Origin of the sequence: Granulosicoccus antarcticus IMCC3135 (assembly GCF_002215215.1) — a bacterium.
GTDB lineage: Bacteria > Pseudomonadota > Gammaproteobacteria > Granulosicoccales > Granulosicoccaceae > Granulosicoccus > Granulosicoccus antarcticus.
The window spans coordinates 6,013,908-6,039,888 of sequence record NZ_CP018632.1; the positions used below are offsets into that span (position 1 = coordinate 6,013,908).

Here is a 25,981-nt window from a genome sequence, read left to right on the forward strand (position 1 = left end):
CCTTTGATCATGAAATCTTGCGCAACAGAGTCTCAGCCTCGGTGACCTGCGCCGGGTTGCCGCTCTTGACGATTTCGTCCAACGCACTGCTGGCAGAGTCCTTGTCACCCATATCGATGTAGGCCTTCGCCAGATCCAGCATGGTGTCCATTTCATCAGCGTTGTCACCCATACCGACGTTTTCGTCGAACATGTCGTTATCAACACTCAAATCAGGCAGGTCCAGGTCGGACAAATCAGCATTCATCAACTCAGAACTATCCAGTTCCAAGTCACCCGACAGTTGATCCAGATCCAGAGTCAGATCGTTTACCGAAGCAACGTTATCCAGTTCATCCAGACTTAACCCTTCACCCTCGGTCAGATCTGCGGACAACTCGTTGGTAAGATCACCAGGCATGTCGAGCAGATCTTCACCCGTCAGACCACCTAACGAAACATCACCGCCAGTTGCATCAAAATCGGAGAATTCAATACTGCTGTTTTTCTTCTCGTTCGCCACTTCACTGGCAAGTTCGGAAAAATCGCCCGTCGCTTCCAGGTCACCTTCATCAAAGGCAAACGCTGGATCAAGGCTCTGCTCCATCAGCTCTGATTCATCTGCACTGTCGAAATCCACAGAATCTGAAGCAGAATCAAAGCCGCGATTAATACTGCCGGTGTCATAGTCCTGCGCAGGTAGAAAATCCTCATCCCCCATCGCGGAACCATCAGAATGACCGGCACCAATACGACTTACCGCTTCACGACCTGAAGCGAACAAGGCATCATTGGGTCGCAATTCAGCACCCATGACAGCAATCGCTGGCCATGCCGGATTTTCCTCGCCACCAAAGCGCGCATGGAAATTACTGGCAGTTGCCTGAAAACTGTCAGCATTACCCTGAGCATGATATGTCTGCAGAAGCTTCTGCGCATATTCCTCGTTATTGGGATCGCGCTCTGTCGCTTTGGCAAGCAGCTCTTCAGCCTGACCGTGCAAACCATAGGCAAGATAGACCTCCACTTCGGAGATAGTGTCGTCTTTGTTCAGTACCTCATTGCCCGTTTGCAAATCAGAACCCAACGGGATAGCAGGGACCGTCAGGTCATCAAAGGCATTGTCCTGCTTTTCTTCGCGATCAGAGCCGGCGATTGCAGTGGCTCCGACCGCAGCAGCACCCGCTGCCAGACCAACACCGTTGCCGGACTTGGCCGCTTTGTCAGCCGGTATTCCCGCAGCGTCTTCGTCGTTGGCGAATTCGAGTTCATCACCAATATCCAGCAAATCATCATCACGACGCTTGCGACGGAACAACAAGGTGCCTAGCACACCCAGCAATCCGACCGCACCGACGCCGGCTATTGCCATGCGCTTGGGGTCGCTCATGAAGTCCTGATACCAGGTAGTCTGCTTACGCGGTGGTGGAATCAGCGCCTCTTCGGTGTCGGTGTCTGCCGTCGCATTTTCATCGATCAGCTCAACATCACCCAGCGTCTCCCCTGCCTCCGTTAATGCATTGACGCCTGAGTCTGCAATCTCTTCCACTTCAGCCACAGCGTCGGCACCCGCATCACCAACAGCCGTAACAACGTCCTGGCCTGCCTCGACAACTGTGTCGCCAGCATTGGCAGCAAGCTGTGCAGCGGCTTTAGCCTCAGCCTCAGCTTCGGCGGCGGCTTTCGCTTCGGCAATAGCCTCTGCTTCTCCGGCTTCCGCAGCAGCAATCACTTCTGCTTCGGCGGCTTCTGCCTCCGCTATGGCAGCCGCTTCACGTGCATCTGCCAGTTGGGTTTCCAGTTGGGAAATCTCGTTCTGACGCAAGGAGATCAGTGAATCCAGGTTGTCCGTCGTACCCTTCAGCTCACCGGCTTGTTCCGTTAGCTCGTCAGACTGCACACGCGTTGAAGAAAGCTCTTCGCGAGCCAGTTGCAACTTGCGATTCAATTCACCCAGACGTGTGGCGTCATTGTCTGTGGTCTCATCGGCCGTAGCGCTGGCCGTGGTACTTGTAGGTGCATCATCCGCAACCAGTCGCAGCTCTTCACGATCAAGAATTTCCGATCGAGCATTGTCCAGAATAGCCCGCGCTTCAGCAGAGAGTCCGTCGACCGAGTCTTCCGAGCTCAGCTCTGGATCAAGGGCGGCTGTATCAATGGCTGCAGTATCAGACGGTGCAGTCACTGTTCCGGCTGGCGTCACGTTTGTGTCACCAGAGGCGAGACGGGTTGAACCCGAGCCCAGCAACTGATCGCGATACTCCTGCCACAGCTGGTTTTGCTGACCGATAGCAGACATGGCCTGCCGCTGTGTCAGACGTGTTGCCTCGTCTGTGTCAGGTACTCGCAGTATGGAGCCTGCCCGGACCAGGTTGATGTTCTTGTTGATGAATGAGGATTCGTTGGCAGCCAGCAATGCCATCATCATCTGTTGCACAGAGACACCAGCTGCAGAATTGCTCTTGGCAATTTCAAACAGAGTGTCACCACTGCCAACCGTTACTTCAGCGCTCTGACGGGCTGCTGTCTGAGGCGCTTCTGCTGGTGACAGATCTTCCAGGGATACGATGGTAGACCCATCTTCCCCACCGCCATTGCCAGTTTCACCGATGACGGTGGTATCTGAAACTTCTTCTCCGGCACCAATCAGCTCTACATTGAAGTCGTCTGCAGCGCTTGCTTCCTGCTCACGTTGCTCCAGAGCGTCTTGATTGGGAGCTCCCAGATCTGTAAGGGCGACTATTTCGCCATTACTTCCACTGACAGCCTCATCTCCTGACATGAGCTCAACATCTGGCATGACTTCCAGTAAAACGATTTCACCTACATCTGATGCGGACTGGCTGTCAGCGGGAGCTTCAGCAAGACCACCCAGATCAACTTCAAACCCTTCGTTGCGCTCAATCGGTGTAGGCACAACCAGGGCTTCTGTTCCACGATCCACTAGCGCCGGCTGATCTGAGGTCGTATTACGCTCAGTTGCAGTCGGTGTCATGAAAACTGGCGGATCCAGCAAAACAGTATATTCACGAACCATTCGACCTTGTGGCCAGTCCACTTCCAGCAGGAAGTTCAGGAAAGGCTCAACCACAGGTCGTTGGCTGGAAATGCGAATAACCGGCACCCCCGAGCTCTGGTCGACGGAGAATCGCAAGTCCGTCAACACCGTCGAGCGCTCGATGCCCGCCCTTTCAAAGGCCTCTGCCGACGCAAGTTGCACAATCATGCCTTCCAGCTCACCTGTTTTCACAGAAGTGAGCCGGATTTCGGCATTCATTGGCTGATTCAGCGCCGAGCGCATCTCGATGTCGCCCAGACCAAGTCCGAAGGCGCCACCGGAGGCTAATGCCAGGCTAACTGCTGCAGCCGTTGCTAGTTTTCGCACGTATTAAATCCCGCTCAGACGTTAGACCTGATTGTGCAGTGTCCGTAAACCACCGACACAGGTCAAACGTAGTTAACTGTAACAACGCTTCTCTATAGATCAATTATTGCATCTATTCCGATATAGATCAGCGTTTACAAATAGTCCTGAACGAGACATTCAGCGATCTGAACACTATTCAGCGCTGCACCCTTACGAACGTTGTCGGACACAACCCACAAATTCAGTCCGTTTTCAACGCTGATGTCTTCGCGAATCCGCCCAACAAAGACTGCATCAGTTCCGGCTGACTCAGTCACAGCGGTGGGGTAGCCCCCTGCCTTTCGCTCGTCCATAACTACCACTCCTGGTGCTGACTGGAGCAATTCTCGGGCCTGAATCGCAGTAATTGGTTTACGAGTTTCGATATGGACAGCTTCAGAGTGTCCAAAAAACACCGGGACACGTACACAGGTCGGGTTGACGGCTATAGAACTGTCTTCCATGATCTTGTGGGTTTCCCATACCATCTTCATTTCTTCCTTGGTATAACCGTTTTCCTGAAAGTCATCAATCTGCGGCAAGACATTGAATGCAATCTGTTTTGGATAGACCGAGGCCTCTGCTGGCAAGCCGTTTAATAGCCTTGCTGTCTGGACACTGAGCTCTTCAATTGCTTCCTTGCCAGTACCTGAAACTGCCTGATAGGTACATACATTGATGCGCGTAATCCCGAAAGCATCATGTAACGGCTTCAACGCTACCAGCATCTGAATAGTTGAGCAATTCGGATTTGCAATGATGTTGGTGTCCTTGTAACTAGCAAGGGCATGCGCATTAACCTCAGGGATGATCAGCGGCTTGTCATCGTCATATCGAAACTGTGATGTATTGTCGATCACGACACAGCCGGCAGCTGCCGCCTTGGGAGCATAAATCTTGGAAACAGAGGCGCCTGGTGAAAAAATACCGATTTGCACCGTAGAAAAATCGAATTTTTCCAGATCCTGTACAACCAACAGCTTGTTTCCGAACTCGACTCGCTTACCCGCTGAACGCGAACTCGCCAATGCGTAAACATTGCCTACTGGAAAGTTTCGCTCAGCAAGAATGGACAGGATGGTCTCGCCAACCGCTCCAGTTGCGCCAACGACAGCGACATCATAGGTCTTGCTCATGCATCTACTCCGACTTGCAGGGCCGCTATTACAGCATCACCCATTTCAGTTGTATTGATTACTTTCTCTTCACTCTGGCCCGTCGCTATATCCTGACAACGATAGCCCTGTGCCAACACCTGCGCCACAGCAGCATCAATGGCATCAGCCGCTTCGGCTTCTTTCAGTGTGTAGCGCAGCATCATGGAGACTGACAGAATGGTCGCCAACGGATTGGCTATGCCTTTTCCGGCAATGTCCGGAGCCGATCCGTGGATGGGTTCGTACATCCCCTGCCCGGCCTCATTCAGCGACGCCGATGGCAACATGCCAATGGATCCGGTCAGCATCGCTGCGGCGTCAGATAGAACATCGCCGAACAAGTTACTGGTCACCATGACGTCGAACTGCTTGGGTGCGCGAACCAGCTGCATGGCGGCATTATCAACGAACATATGAGTCAGCTCTACATCCGGGTAATCCTTGCTGACATCGATCATGATTTCTCGCCAAAGCTCTGACACTTCCAACACGTTCATTTTGTCGACCGAACACAGTCGAGAGCCTCGCTGACGGGCAATTTCGAAAGCGCGTATGCCGATTCGTCGAATTTCAGACTCGCTATACACCATGGTATTGAATCCGACTCGCTCACCATTGCGCTCTTCTATGCCGCGTGGCTGACCGAAGTAGATACCCCCGGTCAATTCACGAACGATCATGAGATCAAGCCCTGCAACCAGCTCAGGCTTCAGTGAAGAGGCTGCAGCCAGTTCCGGGTAAAGCAAGGCGGGACGCAGATTGGCAAACAGTCCGAGTTCGGATCGCAGGCCCAGCAGTCCACGCTCAGGGCGTAGCTCACGAGGCGCTTTATCGTATTTCGGCCCACCAATGGCACCCAACAGGATTGCCGCCGAGTCACGACAGGCGTTCAGGGTGCTTTCCGGAAGCGGCGTACCGGTTTCATCATAGGCAGCCCCGCCGAACACACAGGTTTCCATGCTCAGACCGAGGTTGTACTGCTCATTGATTGCATCCAGAACCTTGCGACCCTCTGCAATAATTTCTGGCCCGATTCCATCACCGGGAAGAATGACAATCTTGCGTGCTTGAGACATCAATGGTGTTCCTTTCAGACTTGAATTTCGGATTTTTCGATGACCGCCTTTTCCGCTGCGGCGGCAGCATACCAGTCCTGCATGGGTGGATCACTCAAAGTACGCGAGACATACTGTTGTGACAGATTCGGCAGCGGGATCTGGTAGGTGTTAAGTCGTGACGCAATCGGCGCAAACATCGCATCAGCAACCGTGTAATGAGTGAACAGCCAAGGGCCGCCACTTTGCTGAAGTGCATCTTCAAACAATTGCACAATGCGATTGATGTCGATCTGCACTTCCAGCGTTGGTCGAAACCCTTCAATCTGCCGTCGGCAATTCATGGGCATGGCTTCTCGCAAAGCGGCAAACCCCGAATGCATCTCGGCGCTCATGGCTCTCGCCCGAGCGCGATCGACGGCGCGCTCCGGCCACAGTGAATGGTTAGTAACTTTGTCGGCAATATATTCACAGATTGCCAAGGAGTCCCACAGCACAAGCGGGCCGTCATGCAAGACCGGCACTCGCTTGGCTGGACACAACTTTTCCAGCAGAGCCTCACCTTCTGGGGTAAACAGCGGCACATTCACTTCATCAAACGGTAATTGCGCGTGCTGCATCAATATCCAGGGACGCAATGACCATGATGAATAGTTCTTGTTGCCGATAACCAGTTTGAGGCTGCTGACACTCACGGCGAATCGAACAACCAGGGGGCTGCTTTGCGACGAGCAACTTCGTATTCTTCGATGCGGAAACGTTGTTGCAAGGTCAGTTCGATATCGTCAAAACCGTTGAGCAGGCAGTGCTTGCGAAAGCTGTCGACTTCAAACGGGTAAACATCACCATTGGGCGTTGTAACGGTCTGGGCTTCCAGATCGATATCCAGCTCATAGCCTTCGCTGCTTTCGCATTCTTCGGCCAGCTTTGCGGTGATTTCCTTATCAAGCACGATCGGTAACAATCCGCTTTTGAAGGAATTGTTGTTGAAGATATCGGCGAATCCTGAAGCGATGACAGTTCGGAAACCATAGTCACCCAGTGCCCAGACAGCGTGTTCACGGGATGAGCCACAACCAAAGTTCTCACCGGCGATCAGTACTTGTGCGCCTTTGTAACGCGGCTTGTTCAGGACGAAGTCCGGGTTCGGCTGACGGGTTGATGAATCCTGCCCGGGAAAACCTGCGTCCTTGTAGCGCCATTCGTCAAACAGATTCACACCGAAACCCGATCGTTTGATCGACTTCAGGAACTGCTTGGGAATGATGGCATCGGTATCCACGTTCGAGCGCATCAGTGGAACGGCCAAGCCCTTCATTTTTGTAAAGCTTTGCATGATGTTCTCCTGACTAGAAGTGGCGGACGTCGACGAAATGACCAGCAATAGCAGCCGCTGCGGCCATCGCAGGACTCACCAGGTGGGTACGACCGCCCTGACCTTGCCGACCTTCGAAGTTACGGTTGGAGGTGGATGCACAGCGCTCACCCGGCTCCAGGCGATCCGCATTCATGGCCAGACACATGGAACAGCCCGGCTCACGCCATTCAAAACCTGCATCCAGAAACAATTTGTCCAGCCCTTCTTCTTCGGCCTGCTGTTTTACAAGACCGGAACCTGGCACCACCAAGGCCTGCTTGACCGTGTCTGCCACCTTTCGATCCTTGATGACAGCTGCTGCTGCCCGCAGATCTTCGATGCGCGAGTTGGTGCATGAACCGATGAAGATGCGATCCAGCTGGATGTCAGTGACAGGTGTCGAGGCCTGCAGATCCATGTATTCCAGAGCGCGTTCGAAGCCTTCGCGCTTGCCCGCATTTTCATCTGCGGCAGGGTCTGGCACAAAGCCATTGATGGAGGTAACCATTTCAGGGGATGTCCCCCAGGACACTTGCGGCTCGATTTGTGTGGCATCCAGATGCACCACTTCATCAAAAACGGCATCATCATCGCTTTTCAGATCCTGCCAGGCGGCAACAGCCTGGTCCCAAACGTCTGCTTTGGGCGCGAATGGGCGACCTTTCAGGTAGTCGATGGTGGTTTGATCAACAGCGATCATGCCTGCGCGTGCGCCTGCTTCAATGGCCATATTGCAGACACTCATGCGACCTTCCATGGACAAGGCTCGAATGGCCTCGCCACCGAACTCCAGAGTACAGCCGTTACCACCAGCGGTACCAATCTTGCCGATGATGGCGAGCACGATGTCTTTCGCTGTAACGCCCGGGCCCACTTCGCCGTCAACGCTGATCAGCATGTTGCGCGATTTATTCTGTAAAACCGTCTGTGTGGCCATGACATGCTCCACCTCAGAGGTACCGATACCGAATGCCAGAGCACCGAATGCACCATGTGTGGAGGTGTGAGAATCCCCACAAACCACAGTCATACCTGGCAACGTGGCGCCCTGTTCAGGCCCGATGACATGCACGATGCCTTGTCGCAGGTCGTTCATCTTGAATTCGACGAGGCCGAAAGTCTCGCAGTTTTCGTCCAGCGTATCCACCTGCAGTCGCGAAATGGGATCAGCGATGCCATTGGCACGATCGGTCGTAGGCACATTGTGATCTGCCACCGCCAGCATGGAGCTGGTACGCCAGGGCTTGCGTCCGGCCATTTTCAGGCCTTCAAAAGCCTGTGGGGAGGTCACTTCGTGCACCAGATGCCTGTCTATATAGAGCAGATAGGTGTCTCCTTCCTCTTTGTGGACGACGTGGGCGTCCCACACTTTGTCATACAAGGTCTTGCCAGCCATCTGCCAATGCCCTCTTCATGGATGCTACGGGGATGTGGATTCTATCGGCTACATTCAAATAACTCAAATGCATATTGATTATTCGTTGTATTCCATGTTGGAATACATAGATGGATTTCCCCTCTTTGAAAGCATTTGTCGCGGTAGCCGAGCTGGGCTCCTTCTCCCGTGCGTCAGAAGTATTATTCATGACGCAACCTGCGGTCAGTAAACGCATTGCTGCCCTGGAGGATGATCTGGGGGTGCTGCTGTTTGACCGCCTGGGTCGTCGCATCCAGTTAACCGAAGCGGGGCAAAAATTTCTGACCAGCGCCAAACGCATTCTGGCTGATATTGAAATCAGTCGCGATGAGGTGTTATCGCTAGGGGCTGAGGTAGGAGGACGCTTACGATTGGCGACCAGCCATCATGTGGGGATTCACCGGCTGCCACCAGTGTTGAAAGCCTTTACCCAGACCTACCCCGAGGTGGAGCTGGATTTATTGTTCATGGATTCTGAGCTAGCTTGCCACGAGGTGTTGAACGGGCATATTGAGCTGGCGGTGGTGACACTGCCTGATCAGCTGGAGAGTGCACTGCTCACCGAACTGGTGTGGCCCGATCCGTTGAGCATTGTGTGCGCCTCGGATCACCCATTGCGTGCTGATTTGGCAGCAGGCATTGAGGTGACACCAGCAATCCTGACGAACTACAACGCGGTACTGCCTGCCCGAGGCACAGTCACTCGAACTATTCTGCTGGATGCTTTGCGACCGTTTGATGTGACGGTTGAGACCTCTCTGGAAACCAATTATCTGGAAACCATCAAGATGATGGTCTCCGTTGGACTCGGTTGGAGCGCCCTGCCGAGCAACATGATTGACGAGGGCATTGTGGATGTGCCGGTCACCGGGCTGAGTATGCAACGCAACCTGGGGGCCGTGTGTTTGCGCGGCAGAACGCTATCGAGGGCGGCAACCGCCTTTATGGCGCTATTACGAGGCTGATTAGTGCTGCGTCAGCACGATAGGGTCACTTTTGGTGATAATCATGGTGTGCTCATATTGCGCTGACAGGTTGCCGGGGGCACCTTTGAGCGTCCAGCCATCGGATGCTTCTGTGACTATACGAGTCTTGGTCGAGAAGAATGGCTCGATGGTAATGACCATGCCTTCTTTCAGAACGCGCTTGTCGGCAGGGTCAAAGTAGCCAGCAATGCTGGTAGGCGACTCATGCAATGACCGGCCGATGCCATGGCTACTCAGGTTTTCAATCACTCTGAAGCCGTGTTTTTTAGCCGTGCGCTCGATAGCCGCACCAATCCCATTAATGGGCCGACCCGCACGAGCCTGTTTCATGGCCTGTTGCAGCGCCACCTGCGTGGCATGGCAAAGGCGTGTTTTCTGCGGGTTGGTAGGCGGAATGACACGGGTGCCGCCGGTATCAGAGAAAAAACCGCCCAGCTCAGCCGACACATCGACATTCAGCACATCACCAGGCTGTATGACACGACTGCCCGGAATACCGTGCGCAGCCTCTTCATTGATGCTGATGCAGGTATAACCAGGAAAGTCATAAGTGAGCTTAGGAGCCGAATGCGCGCCCCGCTCCTCCAGCAACTTACCACCCAGGGTATCCAGCTCCAGCGTCGTCATTCCCGGTTCCGCCGCATCCAGCATTTCGTGCAGAACATAAGAGACGATGCTTCCAATAAGCTTGAGAGCGGCTATGTCGGTTTCGGATTCTACGGTCATGGCTGGCTGCGCTATGGGTCTAGAGTGGTCGTGTGTATTCTAGTGGATGTGGAGTAGATTGGCTGGGTGGGGGTTGCCTGAATGGGACTTGTGGCACCTGCCAGTTGATTGAAGCTAGAGGCCGCAGGAAGCAACCACCCAATTATAAATCGGAGTCATTTGCCTGATCTTCTCTTTGAGGTTTTTCTCAATATCACCATCCATACTCACCGGTGTCCAGATTGTGAGGTGAGGAGAAATGTCCTTTTCAACACGTCGCCCATCAGATTTCAGAGTCACCGTCTGCCCCACTTTTCTTTTACGAAAATTGTTCTTTTCGTCAAGACAGGTCAATGCCTCTTTTAAGACGGCCCCCCAATGAGTAGAGTCCAGCTCTGCCAAGCGAACCTCTCCCCCACCCAAGAACTCTTCAACAATATCCAGCCTTGCAGCTCCTTGCCATGCATCGCGAGTAAAACGGATATGAACACTGTCCTTATCTTCCGCCAGAGCCTTCACCTGTTCAATATCAGGCTCTGAGAGAATAAAAGGGGAAATCAACCATTTTCCTGTTTTCTCACTGCCTTCCAGATTCACACCCAACTTGACTTCACCGGTTTCCGGAATGACGGCCAGGTTCCATTGAACCCCTTGATTCCCATCGCTCATTCCAAACATGGGTCTATTCAGCTGACCAAAAGGCCGACCCTTCACCTGTAACAAGGACGAAAATTGTTGTAGTAACTCAGCATATTCAGAATCAATTTTCTTGAAGCTCGCCTTTTCCATTTTAGGCGACGGGGCAGAGTTGGGGCTTGTGGCTATAGATTCGTCTTTTAGCTCAGCTCTCGTTATTTCGCTCTGAGAGTCAAGAATTGAGATCATTGCTTGATAGGCATCATCGGCATTCAGACTAAAGAACTCACGCCCTTTCTGTCTAAGCGGAGACAACTTGGCGTGAATAAGGGACTCCAGTTTTCTACAATCATCAACTGTAACTGAATGAGCTACAGCCCAGATAAAATCACCGGTCGAACTTTTATTGATTTCTGAGCATCGCTTAGAAGGGGTTCGAGTCGTCATTCCGATTTTGCATACAGGCAGTTGTATGTCTTTCACTTCCAAAATATATACATAACCGCTTGTGACGGCCTCAACACTATCCATTGATGGAATCCTTGTTTCTATTATTGTGGTTATCGAAACGATAAAAACAGCATCAACGGTATATTAATATTCGATGTAGCGCGACACTGCAATTTATAGATAGTTTACGACCAAACCAGCCTGTACGTATGCAGAAAAAGCTACCAACCAATCGCATCAGGTTTTCATTTTTCCATACGATCATTTTCACTGTAAAAATTATATGGCATTCAGCCAGCAGTGAGAGGGATTTTTCGCTAAAGACGGAACCGAATTTTTCAGGTTCGGTGTATCACGGATGCGCGCAGACTTCAGAGCCTTCGCCTGCTACGAAGGACTGCGATCGCAAAGTGCTTACATCATTATCGGTCTTTCAAGCCTGCAGGCGATAGTCCGATTCGAGTAAGGTCTGAAACTCTGTGGCAATGACAGGTTTACTGCACAGATAGCCCTGATACTCTTCGCACTTGAGCAGCTGGATACGTTTGAGTTGTTCGGGGGTTTCTATACCCTCTGCCACCACACTCAACCCCAAGTCGTGAGCCAGGGAAATCATTGCCTTGACGATGGGTGCAGGACTGGAATCTGACACTATCTCGCTGATAAAGGAGCGATCTATTTTTAGCTGATCCAGTGGAAATCGTTGCAGGTAACTCAGTGATGAATAGCCGGTGCCAAAATCATCAATGGATATCTTGGCACCCAGGTCATTGAGTTTTTGCAATTTGACTACGTTGGACTCGGCATTTTCCATGATCATGTTTTCTGTCAGTTCTATGATCAGAGACTCTGGCGGTAGCTCGCTGTCGTGCAAAGCGCTTTTGACCGTGCTGATAAAATCCGGCTCGTGCAGCTGCCTGATAGATACATTGACCGCAATCTTGAAGTCTTTGTACCCCATCAGCTGCCAGCGTCTTGCCTGAAAGCAGGATTCACGCAAAACCCACTCACCGATCGAGACGATCATGCCTGAGTCCTCCGCCAGAGGAATGAAGTTGACCGGTGAGATAAGCCCTAATTCCGGATGCAACCAGCGCACCAGAGCTTCAGCGCCAGCGATCTGATTGCTGGCCACGTGAACCTTGGGTTGATAGACCATGAAGATCTCGCCGTTATCTACCGCGGTTCTTAGTCCGTTTTCCAAACTCAACAACTCGCGAGCCTTGGCATCCATGAAGTCCGAATAGATTGCAAAGGTCTTGTCGTTACGACGCTTGGCAAACAACATCGCGGTTTCCGCATTATTGATCAGCGTCTCCACGCTCAAGGTCTTGTCGCTTAACAAGGAGACTCCGACACTGATGCTCAGATAAATGGATTGACCGGATACAACATATGGGGTGTTAAGAGCATTGATCAGCGACTCGGTTAATGATGTCAGTATGTCACTAGGCGCCCCTTGCTCACTCAGCGGCAAGTACGCAACAAACCGATCCCCATCCAGTCGAGAAACGGTTGGTAGCGTGTCATCAGATACATCACTGGAAAACCAGGGCTGTTTGATCCCCTTTCGGTAACACTCAAGCACTGTATTGCTGAACAAGAGCAGCACTTCATCGCCTCGGGCAGGCCCGAGGGAATCGTTAATGGATTTGAAACGATTGATGTTAATCAGTATTAACGCCGAATTGGAGCTCTCAGCACGACAAGCTTCACATTTTTGCCGCAGCATTCGCGTGAACCAGGCCCTGTTAGGCAGATCAGTCAGAGGGTCAACCTCACTCATGCGCTTCTGCCAGGCCACCGCTGTCAGCGTGTTGCTCAAGCGCAAGGCCAGTTCGCTGGCATCGATCGGCTTGGCCAGAAAGTCGGTTGCCCCCAACTTAAGAGCTTTGAGCTTGGTCTGTGCATCATTGGCCGATGTCAGTACGATGACCGGTAGATAGCGTAGCGTTTCATCATCACGAATGGCGGTCAGAATGTCATAGCCAGAGACCTGCGGCATGACGATGTCCAGCAACAGCACATCGGGTAATTCCTCGCGAATACGCTGTAGCGCCTGCGTTGAGTCACTTACGGAGACAAAACGCCGATAGCCCTCCTCCTCCAGATGTATCTGAAGAACCTCCATGTTTATCTCTTCATCATCCACCATCATGATCTTGGCGTCATCAATGATGATGCGAGCCAGCTCATGTTGATCCATCACGCTCCCATCAGCCTGGGTCGCCATTGCCGGCTGATGCCTGTCATTTTTATTCAGGTCATTTCTCATGCCGACTTCCTCTGCGAAGTGGGATCGTTCCAACCCTGCAAAACTCGGTCAGAGTAAATCTGGATGGCGTCAATACTACTGCGTACTTTTTCAGCCGAGCCTGCCTTTGCGTCCTGCTCCAGCTCGGCCGCCAGTGCTGTAAAACCATCGAAGCCGACGCTGCCCCCCGATCCTTTGAGCCAATGGGCAAGCTCTGCCACCTGATTCCAGTCTGCTTGTTCACAAGCAGACACGAGTAGGCTATTTTGTTCTTCAAGCTTTGTAACGAAGCGTTCGACAATGGAATGGAACCTGGGGTTTTGGTCTAACAATAAACTGATAACAGGGGTATCGACTGCAAGCGACTCACTACTTAAATGATCCGGTGTTTGTGTGACCTGCCCCTCATGGGAAGCCTTCTCTTTCTCCAATTCGATCCTTTTTAGTTCATCTGCGCACACTTGCCTGTTTGAATCATCAGATGGATCGGATCGCAGCCGTTCTGACAAGGATTCAATCTGTGTGAGCAGCTCCATGGCCAGCTCCTTGTCATGATCCTTGGCCGATTGTTCCAGATCCTTGGCAGGTTCATACAACTGATCAAACCCTACCGTACCTCCAGAGCCCTTTAGCCAGTGCGCCAGATCTGCCAGCTCCTGCCATCGTTGCGCCTGATGAGCATCTCGCATGGCCTGGAGCTGCGTTTTCAGCTTGCCCAGAAATCGCTCAACAATGGGCTTCATCTTGGGGTTTGAATTCACCAGAGAACTGAACAAATATTGGCATTCACTCACGGTTGCCGGTGCTGCGGTGCTCGATTGCTCCTGTACTATGGGCGTCTCAGCATCCTCTGTCGGACCTGGCTCTGACGGGCCTGCATGCTCGACACCTTTGAGTAGCTTTCCCAGCAATCTGGTGAGCTTATCCAGATCGATCGGCTTGGTTTGATAGTGTGAAAATCCGGCTTGTTTGATCTTCTCTTCATACCCTTTCATGGCATTCGCTGTCAAAGCCACCACCGGCACGGTCACGCCTTTGGCCCGTAGAGCTGCAACCGCTTGATAGCCATCCATCACAGGCATCTGAATATCCATCAGAATAGCTTCGAACTCTTGCGTATCCAGCAGATCTACCGCCTCGCGACCGTTCACAGCAAGTGTCACCTGCAACCCCAGATCCTTGAGTACCAGCGACAACAAGTCACGATTTTCCACCGCATCATCTACCACCAGAACCGATGCTGCCGGAAACACCCAATGCGACTCACCCATTTGAGTATCGATCGAATCGATCATGCTCAGCAATTCGTCAGAGCCATATAGAGGCACGCCCGCAAGATCACCCGTGGGCATTGTTAATGTAAAGGTGGAGCCTTGCCCTGGCACGCTACTAACAGCAATACCTCCGCCCAGAGCTTCGGCAAAATTTCTGCTGATCGACAAGCCAAGCCCAGTACCACCAAAACGTCGATTGATTGAAGAATCAGCCTGCGTAAAAGCCTCGAATATCGAAGCCTGCTGCTCAGGTGTCATGCCAATTCCGGTGTCCGTGATAACCACCGTCATACTGTTGTCCACGGGGGTACAGGATATCGCGATGCTTACACTACCCTGCTCGGTGAATTTGATCGCATTGCCCACCAGATTGGTCATGATCTGCCTCAGGCGCGCCGGATCCGATATGACCGTCTCAGGCAACTCAGTCAGTAACTCAAGCTTGAGCTCTACCTGCTTTTCAGCAGCTTTGACCTGCAACACCTTGATGACATCATGAGCAACCTGGCAAACATTTGCCGGTATGCTTTCAACCTCCATGGCACCACTTTCCACCTTGGACAGATCCAGAACATCATTGATCAACTCCAGCAGATGTTGACCACTGTCAGAGATTGTCTTCAGATGTTTTTGCTGTTCGTCTTTGCTCAGACTCATGCCGCGTTTGAGCACTTCTGTAAAACCCAGAATAGCTGTCATTGGAGTCCTGATTTCATGGCTCATGTTTGACAGAAACTCGCTTTTGGCCAGATTTGCCTCTTCGGCCTCGTGCATGGATTGGCGCAACAGCATCTCTTTTTCTTCCAGCAAGGTGACATCATCCATACTGATCAAGACACCACCAACCCGTCCCTCAGCCCCGGTTACCGGTGAGCAGTTGACCAGAAATTTTCTGACCTGCCCGTCACTGTCGACAAACCCTGTCATGGTATTACGCGTAGGCAATCCCAGATCGAGCGCCTGCTGCCAGGGAAACAAGGTTTTGTCATCACCGAGTATCTGCCAGCCAAGTCTGTTCGCCTGAACACCCAGCAACTTATCGGCACTTTGACCATTCAAGCTTGCAAAGGCCGAGTTGGCCAATACAATATTGCCTTGTCTATCAATGACGATCAACGCCTCAGCAATCGTATCCAACGCGCTGCGCACTCGCCCCGGAACGGCCGATGACGGGTTGAGTTCTTTGAGCATTTTGCCCAGATAAAAGTAGATAGCTGGAAAGCACAACAGAGAAATAAAGCTCAACAAACCAAAAGGCGACTCGCGCCAGCGATCTATCAAGCTCTGTGTCCTTTGTTCGTCAAACTGAAACGTCAGTTCACCCCAAGGCCTGTTACCTCGCATCAGAGGAAACTGGAATGCATTCACAGCTTCATTAATAGGCACACCCAGCGTCACTGTCGATGAGTTCTGCTCGCGTTCGAGAACAATGGATGTCAAGGCAGCTTGACGATCAAGTACAAATTCCAGATGGTCTTTTATGTCTGGCAAACCGCCCCGCCTCAACAAAAGCGAGGTCGAAGAGGCGACTGACTCTGCCAAGGCTAACTGACCTTCTAGTACCGCCGAATTTCGATCGGGTACGAAGCCTGCAAAATTCGCCACCAGCACCATGGTTGTCATAACCGATACCAGACCAACGGTTATATGAAATCGCGCGGGCAGCCTGGGCCGTGCCTTGAACAGCGCCACTAATCGCGACATACTCATCCTCTTCCCCTGCTGGCATCATCGATTGGCGAGGAGTCATGCCCCGGTATATTGTGCGGCGGCACGACGTTTTCATGATTCGCATCTGCGTCCCCGTCCGCATTGACCATGGACTCCAGGGATTCATCATCGTTGTCAACCCCTCCACCCAGTGAATCCAGCACTGGTAACGGATCAACGAATCGCCAGGCTGGCAATGACGACAGAACACTGCCCATCAGGGTGCCGCCTCGGATCAACCACAGTAGATAGCCAGCTGAGAGTCCTGTTGTAACACCAGCGCTTTTACCCATCAGAACCTGCATCAAACTGGCCTGCTCTTCCATGACATCCTTTTGCTTGGTGAAGGCGTCATCGAATAAATCTGATTGCACGGAAAAATTCGACGATGGCAAACGCAGTAGATCAGCCAGATCAAAGGAATCAATATCATTCTCAGTCGTTCGTACAACGGATTCTTTCTCACTGTTGAGGACGTCCTGCCCCAACACTGCGAGCTCTAAAAAACCGGCACGAGGTACTGACTCAATCAGGGCCTGAACATCCACCGTTGGAATAAACGGGCTTTCAACGGCTGACGGATCATCACTGAGTGACTCCTCTGGGCTCTCGACAGCTTGGCTCTCGGTCGATTGACTCTCGTTACTGCTCAATGGCTCTTGCTCAGTGCGCAGCGAAACAATTGGAGCCTGCAGTAATTCAATCTCGGGAAGCGCAGGAACAACTGGCTCCGCAGCGGCTAATGGCGGATCAAATAGCAAAGACATCACCGTTGAGATCTCACCACCACGTCCATCTTCTGCACTAATCAGCACATCCAACTGCTCACTGGCTGCCTCCGCATCTGCCACCGAAAACTGGCGACGTGATTGATCGAAGAGCAGCCATTCTGGCAATGATTTTCCGTCTGCCTGAGTGACGCTCAGGCCCATGAAGTCTCCATCCTGATCGACAAACAGATCAGACGGTAATTGATACCCATCCCCTGCAGTGGGTCCAGGTACAAAGGCAAGCTGTGGTGCATCATTGCGGTCCAGTACATCGATAATTACTTGAACGCTCGTAACAGCACCACGGGAGTCAGTTGCACTTACATTCAGAGTCAAGATCGGCTCACTTTCATGATCCAGACTTTGCTCAGCTTTCAATACCAGCATATTGCCAATAATTTCGAACCTGGCATCGTCAACTGTCAGCACGACAGAATCTCCCATATCGTCATCTGAGACGGACACTGTGCCGAGCGCTGCCCCTGCGATATTTTCCGCAACTGCGTCTACATTAACGCTCAGCTGTGGGACATCGTTTTGTTCACTGATAGCGATATCAATCGTCTGTGCCTGAGCGCTACCGTTTTGATTGAATGCAAGCAACGAGATGGAATCACTGCGTGTCTCACTGCCATCCTGTCGATACAGGACCGCACCGCTTTCGAGTTGGCTCTGTGTAAACGTATCGCCCTCTGATAGTACATTGCCCGACAACTCAAGGGCGCCTTGCTCAGAATTGCCAACCAGCCTGTAGATGAATTCGCTCTGTGCATTATCGCTGTCAGTCGCAGCTACCAGTTGCGTGTCCAGAACAGTCACCCCTCCCTCCTGTACCTGCAACACACTCGAAGGCGCAGACCAAACGGGTGCATCGTCCACCGCTTCGATATCAATATTCAGCGTGACAGAGTTTGATGCCCTAGAGCCATCTGATACGCTCAAAGTGACAGAAGATGTAGCGCTTTCACTGCCATCATGGCGAAAATACAAACTTGCACTAACAAGCTGTTGGTAGGTGAACGTATCACCATCAGACAACAATGTGTCTTGATACTGCAACTGGCCATTATTCTGGGCGCTGACGGTATAGAGGTAGTCGGCGGTTGGATTATCAACGTCATCACTAAGCAACATTGCCTCACTGAGTTCAAACGCCTCACCTTCCTGCACGGTAAACGGTGCGCCGACAATGCTCAGGGTGGGTGCATCATTCACGGGGCTCACCCCCATACTGACAATCTGCTCAACCGTACTGGTTATGCCATCACTTAGCACTACCGTAAAAGAAGCGGCAGTGGTTTCACTACCGTCATGAAGGAACTCCAGCTGAGCACTAGTGAGTTGCTGATAGGTGAACGTATCACCATCAGACAGGAACGTGCCCTGGTATTGCAGCTGTCCATTTTGTTGAGCACTGACGGTATAGAGGTAATCCGCACTCAAATTATCCACATCATCGCTGAGCAAAATTATTTCACTGACTGGAAAGCTCTCTCCTTCCGCTACGTTAAACGGTGCGCCAGCAATACTTAACGTGGGTGCATCATTCACAGGGTCCGCTGCTATGCTGACAATCTGTGCTGCCGTGGTGGCTGTGCCATCACTTAGCTCAACGATAAAAGAGGCTGTTGTGGCTTCACTGCCATCATGTAAAAAAGTCAGTTCACTACTACTGAGCTGCTGGTAGGTAAATGTTTCGCCATCAGACAGTAATGTGCTCTGATACTTCAGCTGACCGTTTTGTTGAGCGCTGACCGTGTAGAGGTAGTCAGTGTTCAGGTTATCAACGTCATCGCTGAGCAATATTGTTTCACTCAGTAGCAGCTCATTGCCTTCCGCTACGTTAAAGGGTGCGCCGACGATACTCAGTGTGGGAGCATCATTCACAGGATCCACCGTGATGCTGACAGTCTGTGCTGCAGTGGTGGCGCTGCCATCGCTTAGCTCAACGATAAAAGAGGCTGCTGTGGTTTCACTGCCATCATGAAGAAAAGTAAATTGACCACTGCTCAGCTGCTGATAGGTAAAGGTTTCGCCATCAGACAGCAATGTGCTCTGATACTTTATCTGACCGTTTTGTTGGGCACTGACGGTGTAGAGGTAATCAGTAGTCAGGTTGTCAACGTCACCGCTAACCAAAACCGATTCGCTCAGTAGCAGCTCATTGCCTTCCGCTACGTTAAACGGTGCACCAACGATACTTAGCGTGGGTACATCATTCACAGGGTTAACCGCAATGCTGACAGTTTGCGCTGTCGTGGTGGCTGTGCCATCGCTTAGCTCAACGATAAAAGAGGCTGTTGTGGCTTCACTGCCATCATGAAGAAAAGTCAGTTCACTACTACTGAGCTGCTGGTAGGTAAATGTTTCGCCATCAGACAGTAATGTGCTCTGATACTTCAGCTGACCGTTTTGTTGAGCGCTGACCGTGTAGAGGTAGTCAGTGTTCAGGTTATCAACGTCATCGCTGAGCAATATTGTTTCACTCAGTAGCAGCTCATTGCCTTCCGCTACGTTAAAGGATGCGCCGACGATACTCAGTGTGGGAGCATCATTCACAGGATCCACCGTGATGCTGACAGTCTGTGCTGCAGTGGTGGCGCTGCCATCGCTTAGCTCAACGATAAAAGAGGCTGCTGTGGTTTCACTGCCATCATGAAGAAAAGTAAATTGACCACTGCTCAGCTGCTGATAGGTAAAGGTTTCGCCATCAGACAGCAATGTGCTCTGATACTTTATCTGACCGTTTTGTTGGGCGCTGACCGTGTAGAGGTAGTCAGTGTTCAGGTTATCAACGTCATCGCTGAGCAATATTGTTTCACTCAGTAGCAGCTCATTGCCTTCCGCTACGTTAAAGGGTGCGCCGACGATACTCAGTGTGGGAGCATCATCCACCGGGTCCACCGTGATGCTGACAGTTTGTGCTGCCGTGGTGGCTGTCCCATCACTCAGTATAATCGTAAAAGAAGCTGTTGTCGTTTCACTGCCATCATGAATAAAAGTCAGTTGACCACTGCTGAGCTGTTGATAGGTAAAGGTTTCGCCATCAGACAGCAATGTGCTCTGATACTTTATCTGACCGTTTTGTTGGGCACTGACGGTGTAGAGGTAATCAGTAGTCAGGTTGTCAACGTCATTGCTGACCAGTACGGTTTCGCCCAGTAGCAACTCATTGCCTTCCGCTACGTTAAACGGTGCGCCAACAATACTTAGCGTGGGTGCATCATTCACAGGGTCCACTGCTATGCTGACAATCTGTGCTGCCGTGGTGGCTGTGCCATCGCTTAGCTCAACGACAAAAGAGGCTGTTGTCGTTTCACTGCCATCATGAAGAAAAGTCAGTTGACCACTGCTGAGTTGCTGATAGGTAAATGTTTCGCCATCAGAGAGTAATGAGTTTTGATATTTCAGCTGACCGTTTTGTTGAGCACTGACGATATAGAGGTAATCAGTACTCAGGTTGTCAACGTCACCGCTAACCAAAACCGTTTCGCCCAGCAGCAACTCATTGCCTTCCGCTACGTTAAACGGTGCACCAACGATACTCAGTGTCGGTGCATCATTCACAGGATCCACCGTGATGCTGACAGTCTGTGCTGCAGTGGTGGCGCTGCCATCGCTTAGCTCAACGATAAAAGAGGCTGCTGTGGTTTCACTGCCATCATGAAGAAAAGTAAACTGACCACTACTGAGTTGCTGATGGGTAAAGGTTTCGCCATCAGACAGCAATGTGCTCTGATACTTTATCTGACCGTTTTGTTGGGCACTGACGGTGTAGAGGTAATCAATAGTCAGGTTGTCAACGTCACCGCTAACCAAAACCGATTCGCTCAGTAGCAGCTCATTGCCTTCCGCTACGTTAAACGGTGCACCAACAATACTTAGCGTGGGTGCATCATTGACAGGGTTCACCGCAATGCTGACAGTCTGTGCCACCGTGGTGGCTGTCCCATCGGTCAGTACAATCGTAAATGAAGCAGTTGTCGTTTCACCGCTATCATGAAGAAAAGTTAATTGACCACTACTGAGCTGTTGGTAGGTAAATTTTTCGCCATCAGAGAGTAGTGTGTTCTGATATTTCAGCTGACCGTTTTGTTGAGCACTGACGATATAGAGGTAATCAGTACTCAGGTTGTCAACGTCACCGCTAACCAAAACCGTTTCGCCCAGCAGCAACTCATTGCCTTCCGCTACGTTAAACGGTGCACCAACGATACTCAGTGTCGGTGCATCATTCACAGGATCCACCGTGATGCTGACAGTCTGTGCTGCAGTGGTGGCGCTGCCATCGCTTAGCTCAACGATAAAAGAGGCTGCTGTGGTTTCACTGCCATCATGAAGAAAAGTAAACTGACCACTACTGAGTTGCTGATAGGTAAATGTTTCGCCATCTGACAGCAATGTGCTCTGATACTTTATCTGACCGTTTTGTTGGGCACTGACCGTGTAGAGGTAATCAGTGGCCAGGTTGTCAACGTCGCCGCTGACCAGTACCGTTTCGCCCAGCAGCAACTCATTGCCTTCCGCTACGTTAAACGGTGCACCAACGATACTCAGTGTCGGTGCATCGTTCACAGGGTTCACCGCAATGCTGACAGTCTGTGCCACCGTGCTAGCTGTGCCATCGCTTAGCTCAACGATAAAAGAGGCTGTTGTCGTTTCACTGCCATCATGTAGGAAAGTAAACTGACCACTACTGAGTTGCTGATGGGTGAAGGTTTCGCCATCAGACAGCAATGTGCTCTGATACTTTATCTGACCGTTTTGTTGGGCACTGACGGTGTAGAGGTAATCAGTAGTCAGGTTGTCAACGTCATTGCTGACCAGTACGGTTTCGCCCAGTAGCAACTCATTGCCTTCCGCTACGTTAAACGGTGCGCCAACAATACTTAGCGTGGGTGCATCATTCACAGGGTCCACTGCTATGCTGACAATCTGTGCTGCCGTGGTGGCTGTGCCATCGCTTAGCTCAACGACAAAAGAGGCTGTTGTCGTTTCACTGCCATCATGTAGGAAAGTAAACTGACCACTACTGAGTTGCTGATAAGAAAAGGTTTCACCATCAGACAACAGAGTACTCTGATACTTCAGCTGACCGTTCTGCTGAGCACTAACGGTGTAAAGGTAATCAGTGGTTGGGCTGTCCACATCGCTACTCAATAAAAGTGCCTGATCAACCGTCAACTCATCGCCTTCAGAGACTGTAAACGGAGCACCTGTAATAACCAGTGTGGGCGTATCGTTATCTGGCTCAATACCAATATCGAATGTAAACGGATCTGTGGTGTTTGACCCATCGGACACTTCAAATTGCAGCGACTCCGTTAAGGTCTCCGAACCATCATGCTGGTATGCAATAACAATATTACTGTCTTGCAGTTGAGCTTCAGTAAATGAGACTGCAGAACTATCTCCATTAACAATCAGATTGCCATTGAGCGGCGTGTTCAGCAGTGTATACACGATGTTTGAAGCATCGGTGTCTGAGTCGATCACTTCCAGCACACTGCTATCTATCGTAGCCAGACTGCCTTCCAACACTGTGAGCCCAGCGTTGACGTTAAGCTCAGGCATTGCAGAGGCAACGGTAGTTGATGTGGTGGCTATTTCAATAACATCTTGAGGATGACTGTAGCCAGCCAGCTCACTCCAGTCGCTCACACTCAGGGTTACGATTCGATTGCTTACGTCCGAAGAAAATATGACATTTCCGGTCGATTGATCCACACGCACCTCACCGGGATCCAGGTCAGGCAACGTGGCATGAAGAGTGGTTGTCTCGGTGCTCGTGTCAATTCGAGCAATACTGTCGCTTGTTTTTTCCGCGTAGTAAATGTATGTACTATCCGCATTGAGGGCAATGTTAGCCAGGCCTGTATCCGTCTCATGGATCTGTAAATCCCCGCCAGCCAGATCCGTAGAACGCACAGATTGAGTAAGCACGGTCGAGTTACCTTCAATCCAGTACAGGCGATTTCCATCAAAAGCCAGATCCTTGGGATCGGAAATACCGCTTGAAACCACAGTTTCCAATAAGCCACCGCCATCCAGATCATAGCGGTTGATGCGTCCTGTACCACCTTCAAATGCAACGTAGACATGACGATTAGCTGCATCCACAGCCAGACTACGAGCATTGACCAAGCCGGTGAGAAATGTGGTAACGGTGCCTGGATCACCCAATGCTGCTGACACGATTGTAGTACCACCTTGCTCAACCCAGTACAGTCGCCCGTCATCGAGATTGACAGAAAGAGAGTGCGGATCTGTACGGCCACTTATAAATAGCTGCACATTAGTAAAATCGGTATTGGAGCGATATATCGCCCCATTAGAATCAGACCAGAAGATCACGCTGTCGTTGGAGCTGTATTCCGCAGCACCAATATCAGCAAACTCATCCAGCACAACGCCCTGGCCGTCGGTGGTTTGTGAGGCATCAGCATTACCAGCATTGATAGCGGGACTGCCAGGAAGCAATGTATAGCCTCCTACTCGACCACTACTTGCATCATAAGCTCCCAATAGAGGGTCGATATTATTCAAATCTGTCTCAGAACCAGAGTTGAAATCTAACAAGTTATAGCCTCCTGTTACAACAGTGCCATCACTAAAAATGGTTATTCCAGCATCAGTGGCGGGATTGTTGTAGAAAATACTGCTGATAACGCTGATGAAACCACCTGTTCCTTCAATCACAGTGAAAGCAGTGCTTGCATCGTTTTCCACAAAGGTAGAACCACGAATTGTTCCGGCTCCACCGCTATGAATTGCACCTGCTCTGTCTGCAGAATTACCAGAAAATGTTGAACTGGTTACTGTGATTGATGTGTTGTCATTGTGATAGACAGCTCCACCCTCACCACTGCTTGCCGTATTCAGCCTAAAAGAGGATCGTTCAATAATCAGAGCCGTATTGACATAAACAGCACCGCCATTGGCAGCGCTTGTATTACTGCCAAACCCAGAGTCTGTCACCGTCAATGATTCATTGGCGAATATTGCACCACCGTCTTTCACCGCGTCGTTATATTGGAATCCGGAGTTACTAATATCCACAGCCTTACTGGCCAGAATTCCCCCACCTTCCTGCTCAGCTTTGTTCAGTATGAAATCAGTATCACTGATGAGACCTGTCTCAAGACTGTAGAGGCCGCCACCTTTCTCGGTAATTGATCTGTTGTTATTAAACTGGCCAGAATCAATGGTAAAGGTGTCCACAACGTACACACCTCCGCCGCTTGTTTGTGCGGTATTGTCCTTCACCATGAAGTTTGTCAGCTCAAGGGTACCGGTTACATACAAACCTCCCCCGTTAGCATTACTACTGGTATTACCCGTCACCCCACTATCGATGACAATGACATCCTGAGCCAACACACCACCGCCATTTCCAACACTGGTATTGCCAGAAACCTCCATATTGGACAATGAAGTAGCACCACTGGTGCTATAAATACCGCCTCCGCCGCCGTTACTACTATTGCCAGTAATCTTCCCAAGCTGGGCGGATACAGAACTACTGGCGTAGATCCCGCCACCATTGCCATTAGCCTGGTTGCCACTGATTTCAACGCCTGTCAGGATAATCTGCGAGCTGCCCTGGGCCCGAATGCCGCCACCATCACCCAGAGCACTGCCTCCGGTGATCTTCAACCCGTCCATCGTAAGCGTGCTGTCGAACACATCAACGACCCGCTCTCCAACCTCCGATATCTGAATATGGGTATTGTCGAGCCCTTCTCCCGTAATAATGATGTCATCAGCGATATCAAGATCACCCACTTGGGCATCATCATCGCTACCGGTAATGCTCAGCTGATAATTACCCGAACCCAGAATAATGGTATCAACACCGGATGCCCCCTGATTGGCCGCATAGACCGCTTCGCGCAAGGACACAATCTCCCCGTTCGATTGCAGCACCAAAAGCTCATCCAACGTAACACCCGCTGCTATATCAAACTCATCGACCAAGGTATCGACAACGATGGTGCCCAGTGAATGCGTCCACTGACTCTGCGCATCGTCATCCAGAGCAAAAGCCGTCTCGATCGTGCCGTTATGATATTCCAGGTCCCAATCACCACCCAGAGAATCATGCCCAGTGATATCGATACTGGCTGCCACATCGGCGCCACTCAGACGAGCCAGCTCATCGACAAATCGCAAACCTTCAGGCCCTGCGGCCACATCACAACCCATCAACAAAAAATCGGCATCCTCACTCAGCGCATTTGCCCAGCGACTCACCGCAACCTGATTAGCAATCAGCGTTGCCTCGTCAACTCGAACAGCGCCCAATTGCAGTTGACCCGGCTCTCCATGAGAGATGATCTGGACAGAGCTCAAGGAATCGTATTCTGCCAGTGTCTGGCTGATCAGCAGCAAGCCATCATCCTGGCTATTGATTGTGACGATTCTTGTATGCGCATCATCAAGGGTAGCCGTCAATGATTGACCCGACGGAACACTCTCGTCCAGAAAGATGATGTGATTGATGGATTCTATCTGAGGGGATGGCAGTTCAATGGGAATTAGATAATGATCATCATTCTCCTCACCCTCATCAAACAACAACGGCAGCAAACCTGACAAAGCATCGGCAGAATAGAGCAGGCGCGGCTCAAGCACATCCACGATCGGCTTTCGAGCGAGCTTGCCCTGGTGCTGACTCCGTCTTTTCATTACCCTGTTATTCAATGCTTCGCAGTCTTAATGCGCAATCCTTTGTCACGCTGCAAGCCATAGAAATCGGCAAAAAATCAGGGAACTAGAGTCTTTTGTGACGTTGGTGCATTTTAGTGCGACAAAACGAACCTATC

At 51.2% G+C, this 25,981-nt stretch carries 12 protein-coding genes; 1 reads left to right on the forward strand and 11 read right to left on the reverse strand.

Annotation, left to right across the window (positions count from 1 at the left end; translation table 11 throughout):
* Positions 1 to 7: 7 nt before the first annotated feature.
* The 6 genes from IMCC3135_RS26125 to leuC form a co-directional block, all read right to left on the reverse strand.
* The gene (locus tag IMCC3135_RS26125) at positions 8 to 3,364 is read right to left on the reverse strand and encodes a motility hub landmark protein FimV (RefSeq protein ID WP_088920261.1); all 3,357 of its coding nucleotides are present in this window, start codon (positions 3,362 to 3,364) and stop codon (positions 8 to 10) included.
* 134 nt (positions 3,365 to 3,498) lie between these two features.
* Complete coding sequence (locus IMCC3135_RS26130) at positions 3,499 to 4,521, reverse strand: aspartate-semialdehyde dehydrogenase (RefSeq protein WP_088920262.1); 1,023 nt, start codon at positions 4,519 to 4,521, stop codon at positions 3,499 to 3,501.
* The gene (gene leuB, locus IMCC3135_RS26135; protein WP_088920263.1) at positions 4,518 to 5,618 is read right to left on the reverse strand and encodes a 3-isopropylmalate dehydrogenase; all 1,101 of its coding nucleotides are present in this window, start codon (positions 5,616 to 5,618) and stop codon (positions 4,518 to 4,520) included. The genes IMCC3135_RS26130 and leuB overlap by 4 nt, the downstream gene beginning before the upstream one ends.
* Before the next feature lie 14 nt (positions 5,619 to 5,632).
* Positions 5,633 to 6,292, reverse strand: coding sequence for a glutathione S-transferase family protein (locus IMCC3135_RS26140; protein ID WP_205737720.1), 660 nt, complete (start codon positions 6,290 to 6,292; stop codon positions 5,633 to 5,635).
* Entirely contained in the window at positions 6,289 to 6,933 is a 645-nt protein-coding gene (gene leuD / locus IMCC3135_RS26145) for a 3-isopropylmalate dehydratase small subunit (RefSeq protein ID WP_088920264.1), read from the reverse strand. The genes IMCC3135_RS26140 and leuD overlap by 4 nt, the downstream gene beginning before the upstream one ends.
* 13 nt (positions 6,934 to 6,946) lie before the next feature.
* Positions 6,947 to 8,350, reverse strand: coding sequence for a 3-isopropylmalate dehydratase large subunit (gene leuC, locus IMCC3135_RS26150; protein WP_088920265.1), 1,404 nt, complete (start codon positions 8,348 to 8,350; stop codon positions 6,947 to 6,949).
* 110 nt (positions 8,351 to 8,460) lie between these two features.
* Between leuC and IMCC3135_RS26155 the strand changes: the two genes are divergently transcribed.
* Positions 8,461 to 9,336, forward strand: a complete 876-nt coding sequence (locus tag IMCC3135_RS26155) for a LysR family transcriptional regulator (RefSeq protein ID WP_088920266.1) — start codon at positions 8,461 to 8,463, stop codon at positions 9,334 to 9,336.
* Here IMCC3135_RS26155 and map read toward each other — a convergent pair whose 3' ends face one another.
* From map to IMCC3135_RS26180, 5 genes are all read right to left on the reverse strand, one after another.
* On the reverse strand, positions 9,337 to 10,083 hold the full coding sequence (gene map / locus IMCC3135_RS26160) for a type I methionyl aminopeptidase (RefSeq protein ID WP_088920267.1): 747 nt from the start codon (positions 10,081 to 10,083) through the stop codon (positions 9,337 to 9,339).
* 114 nt (positions 10,084 to 10,197) lie between these two features.
* Positions 10,198 to 11,229 (reverse strand): GIY-YIG nuclease family protein, encoded by a 1,032-nt coding sequence (locus IMCC3135_RS26165; protein ID WP_088920268.1) that lies wholly within the window; start codon positions 11,227 to 11,229, stop codon positions 10,198 to 10,200.
* A gap of 352 nt (positions 11,230 to 11,581) precedes the next feature.
* Entirely contained in the window at positions 11,582 to 13,423 is a 1,842-nt protein-coding gene (locus IMCC3135_RS26170) for a putative bifunctional diguanylate cyclase/phosphodiesterase (RefSeq protein WP_088920269.1), read from the reverse strand.
* Complete coding sequence (locus tag IMCC3135_RS26175; protein WP_169727530.1) at positions 13,420 to 16,380, reverse strand: ATP-binding protein; 2,961 nt, start codon at positions 16,378 to 16,380, stop codon at positions 13,420 to 13,422. The genes IMCC3135_RS26170 and IMCC3135_RS26175 overlap by 4 nt, the downstream gene beginning before the upstream one ends.
* A gap of 2 nt (positions 16,381 to 16,382) precedes the next feature.
* Positions 16,383 to 25,844, reverse strand: coding sequence for a cadherin-like domain-containing protein (locus IMCC3135_RS26180; protein ID WP_088920271.1), 9,462 nt, complete (start codon positions 25,842 to 25,844; stop codon positions 16,383 to 16,385).
* Between the last annotated feature and the right edge of the window lie 137 nt (positions 25,845 to 25,981).

What these genes read in the sequence shown, in the direction of transcription:
- IMCC3135_RS26130 (WP_088920262.1), bottom strand. Translation starts at nt 4,521, where the DNA reads ATGAGCAAGACCTATGATGTCGCTGTCGTTGGCGCAACTGGAGCGGTT.
- leuB (WP_088920263.1), bottom strand. Translation starts at nt 5,618, where the DNA reads ATGTCTCAAGCACGCAAGATTGTCATTCTTCCCGGTGATGGAATCGGG.
- leuD (WP_088920264.1), bottom strand. Translation starts at nt 6,933, where the DNA reads ATGCAAAGCTTTACAAAAATGAAGGGCTTGGCCGTTCCACTGATGCGC.
- leuC (WP_088920265.1), bottom strand. Translation starts at nt 8,350, where the DNA reads ATGGCTGGCAAGACCTTGTATGACAAAGTGTGGGACGCCCACGTCGTC.
- IMCC3135_RS26155 (WP_088920266.1), top strand. Translation starts at nt 8,461, where the DNA reads ATGGATTTCCCCTCTTTGAAAGCATTTGTCGCGGTAGCCGAGCTGGGC.
- map (WP_088920267.1), bottom strand. Translation starts at nt 10,083, where the DNA reads ATGACCGTAGAATCCGAAACCGACATAGCCGCTCTCAAGCTTATTGGA.
- IMCC3135_RS26165 (WP_088920268.1), bottom strand. Translation starts at nt 11,229, where the DNA reads ATGGATAGTGTTGAGGCCGTCACAAGCGGTTATGTATATATTTTGGAA.
- IMCC3135_RS26170 (WP_088920269.1), bottom strand. Translation starts at nt 13,423, where the DNA reads ATGAGAAATGACCTGAATAAAAATGACAGGCATCAGCCGGCAATGGCG.
- IMCC3135_RS26175 (WP_169727530.1), bottom strand. Translation starts at nt 16,380, where the DNA reads ATGTCGCGATTAGTGGCGCTGTTCAAGGCACGGCCCAGGCTGCCCGCG.
- IMCC3135_RS26180 (WP_088920271.1), bottom strand. Translation starts at nt 25,844, where the DNA reads ATGAAAAGACGGAGTCAGCACCAGGGCAAGCTCGCTCGAAAGCCGATC.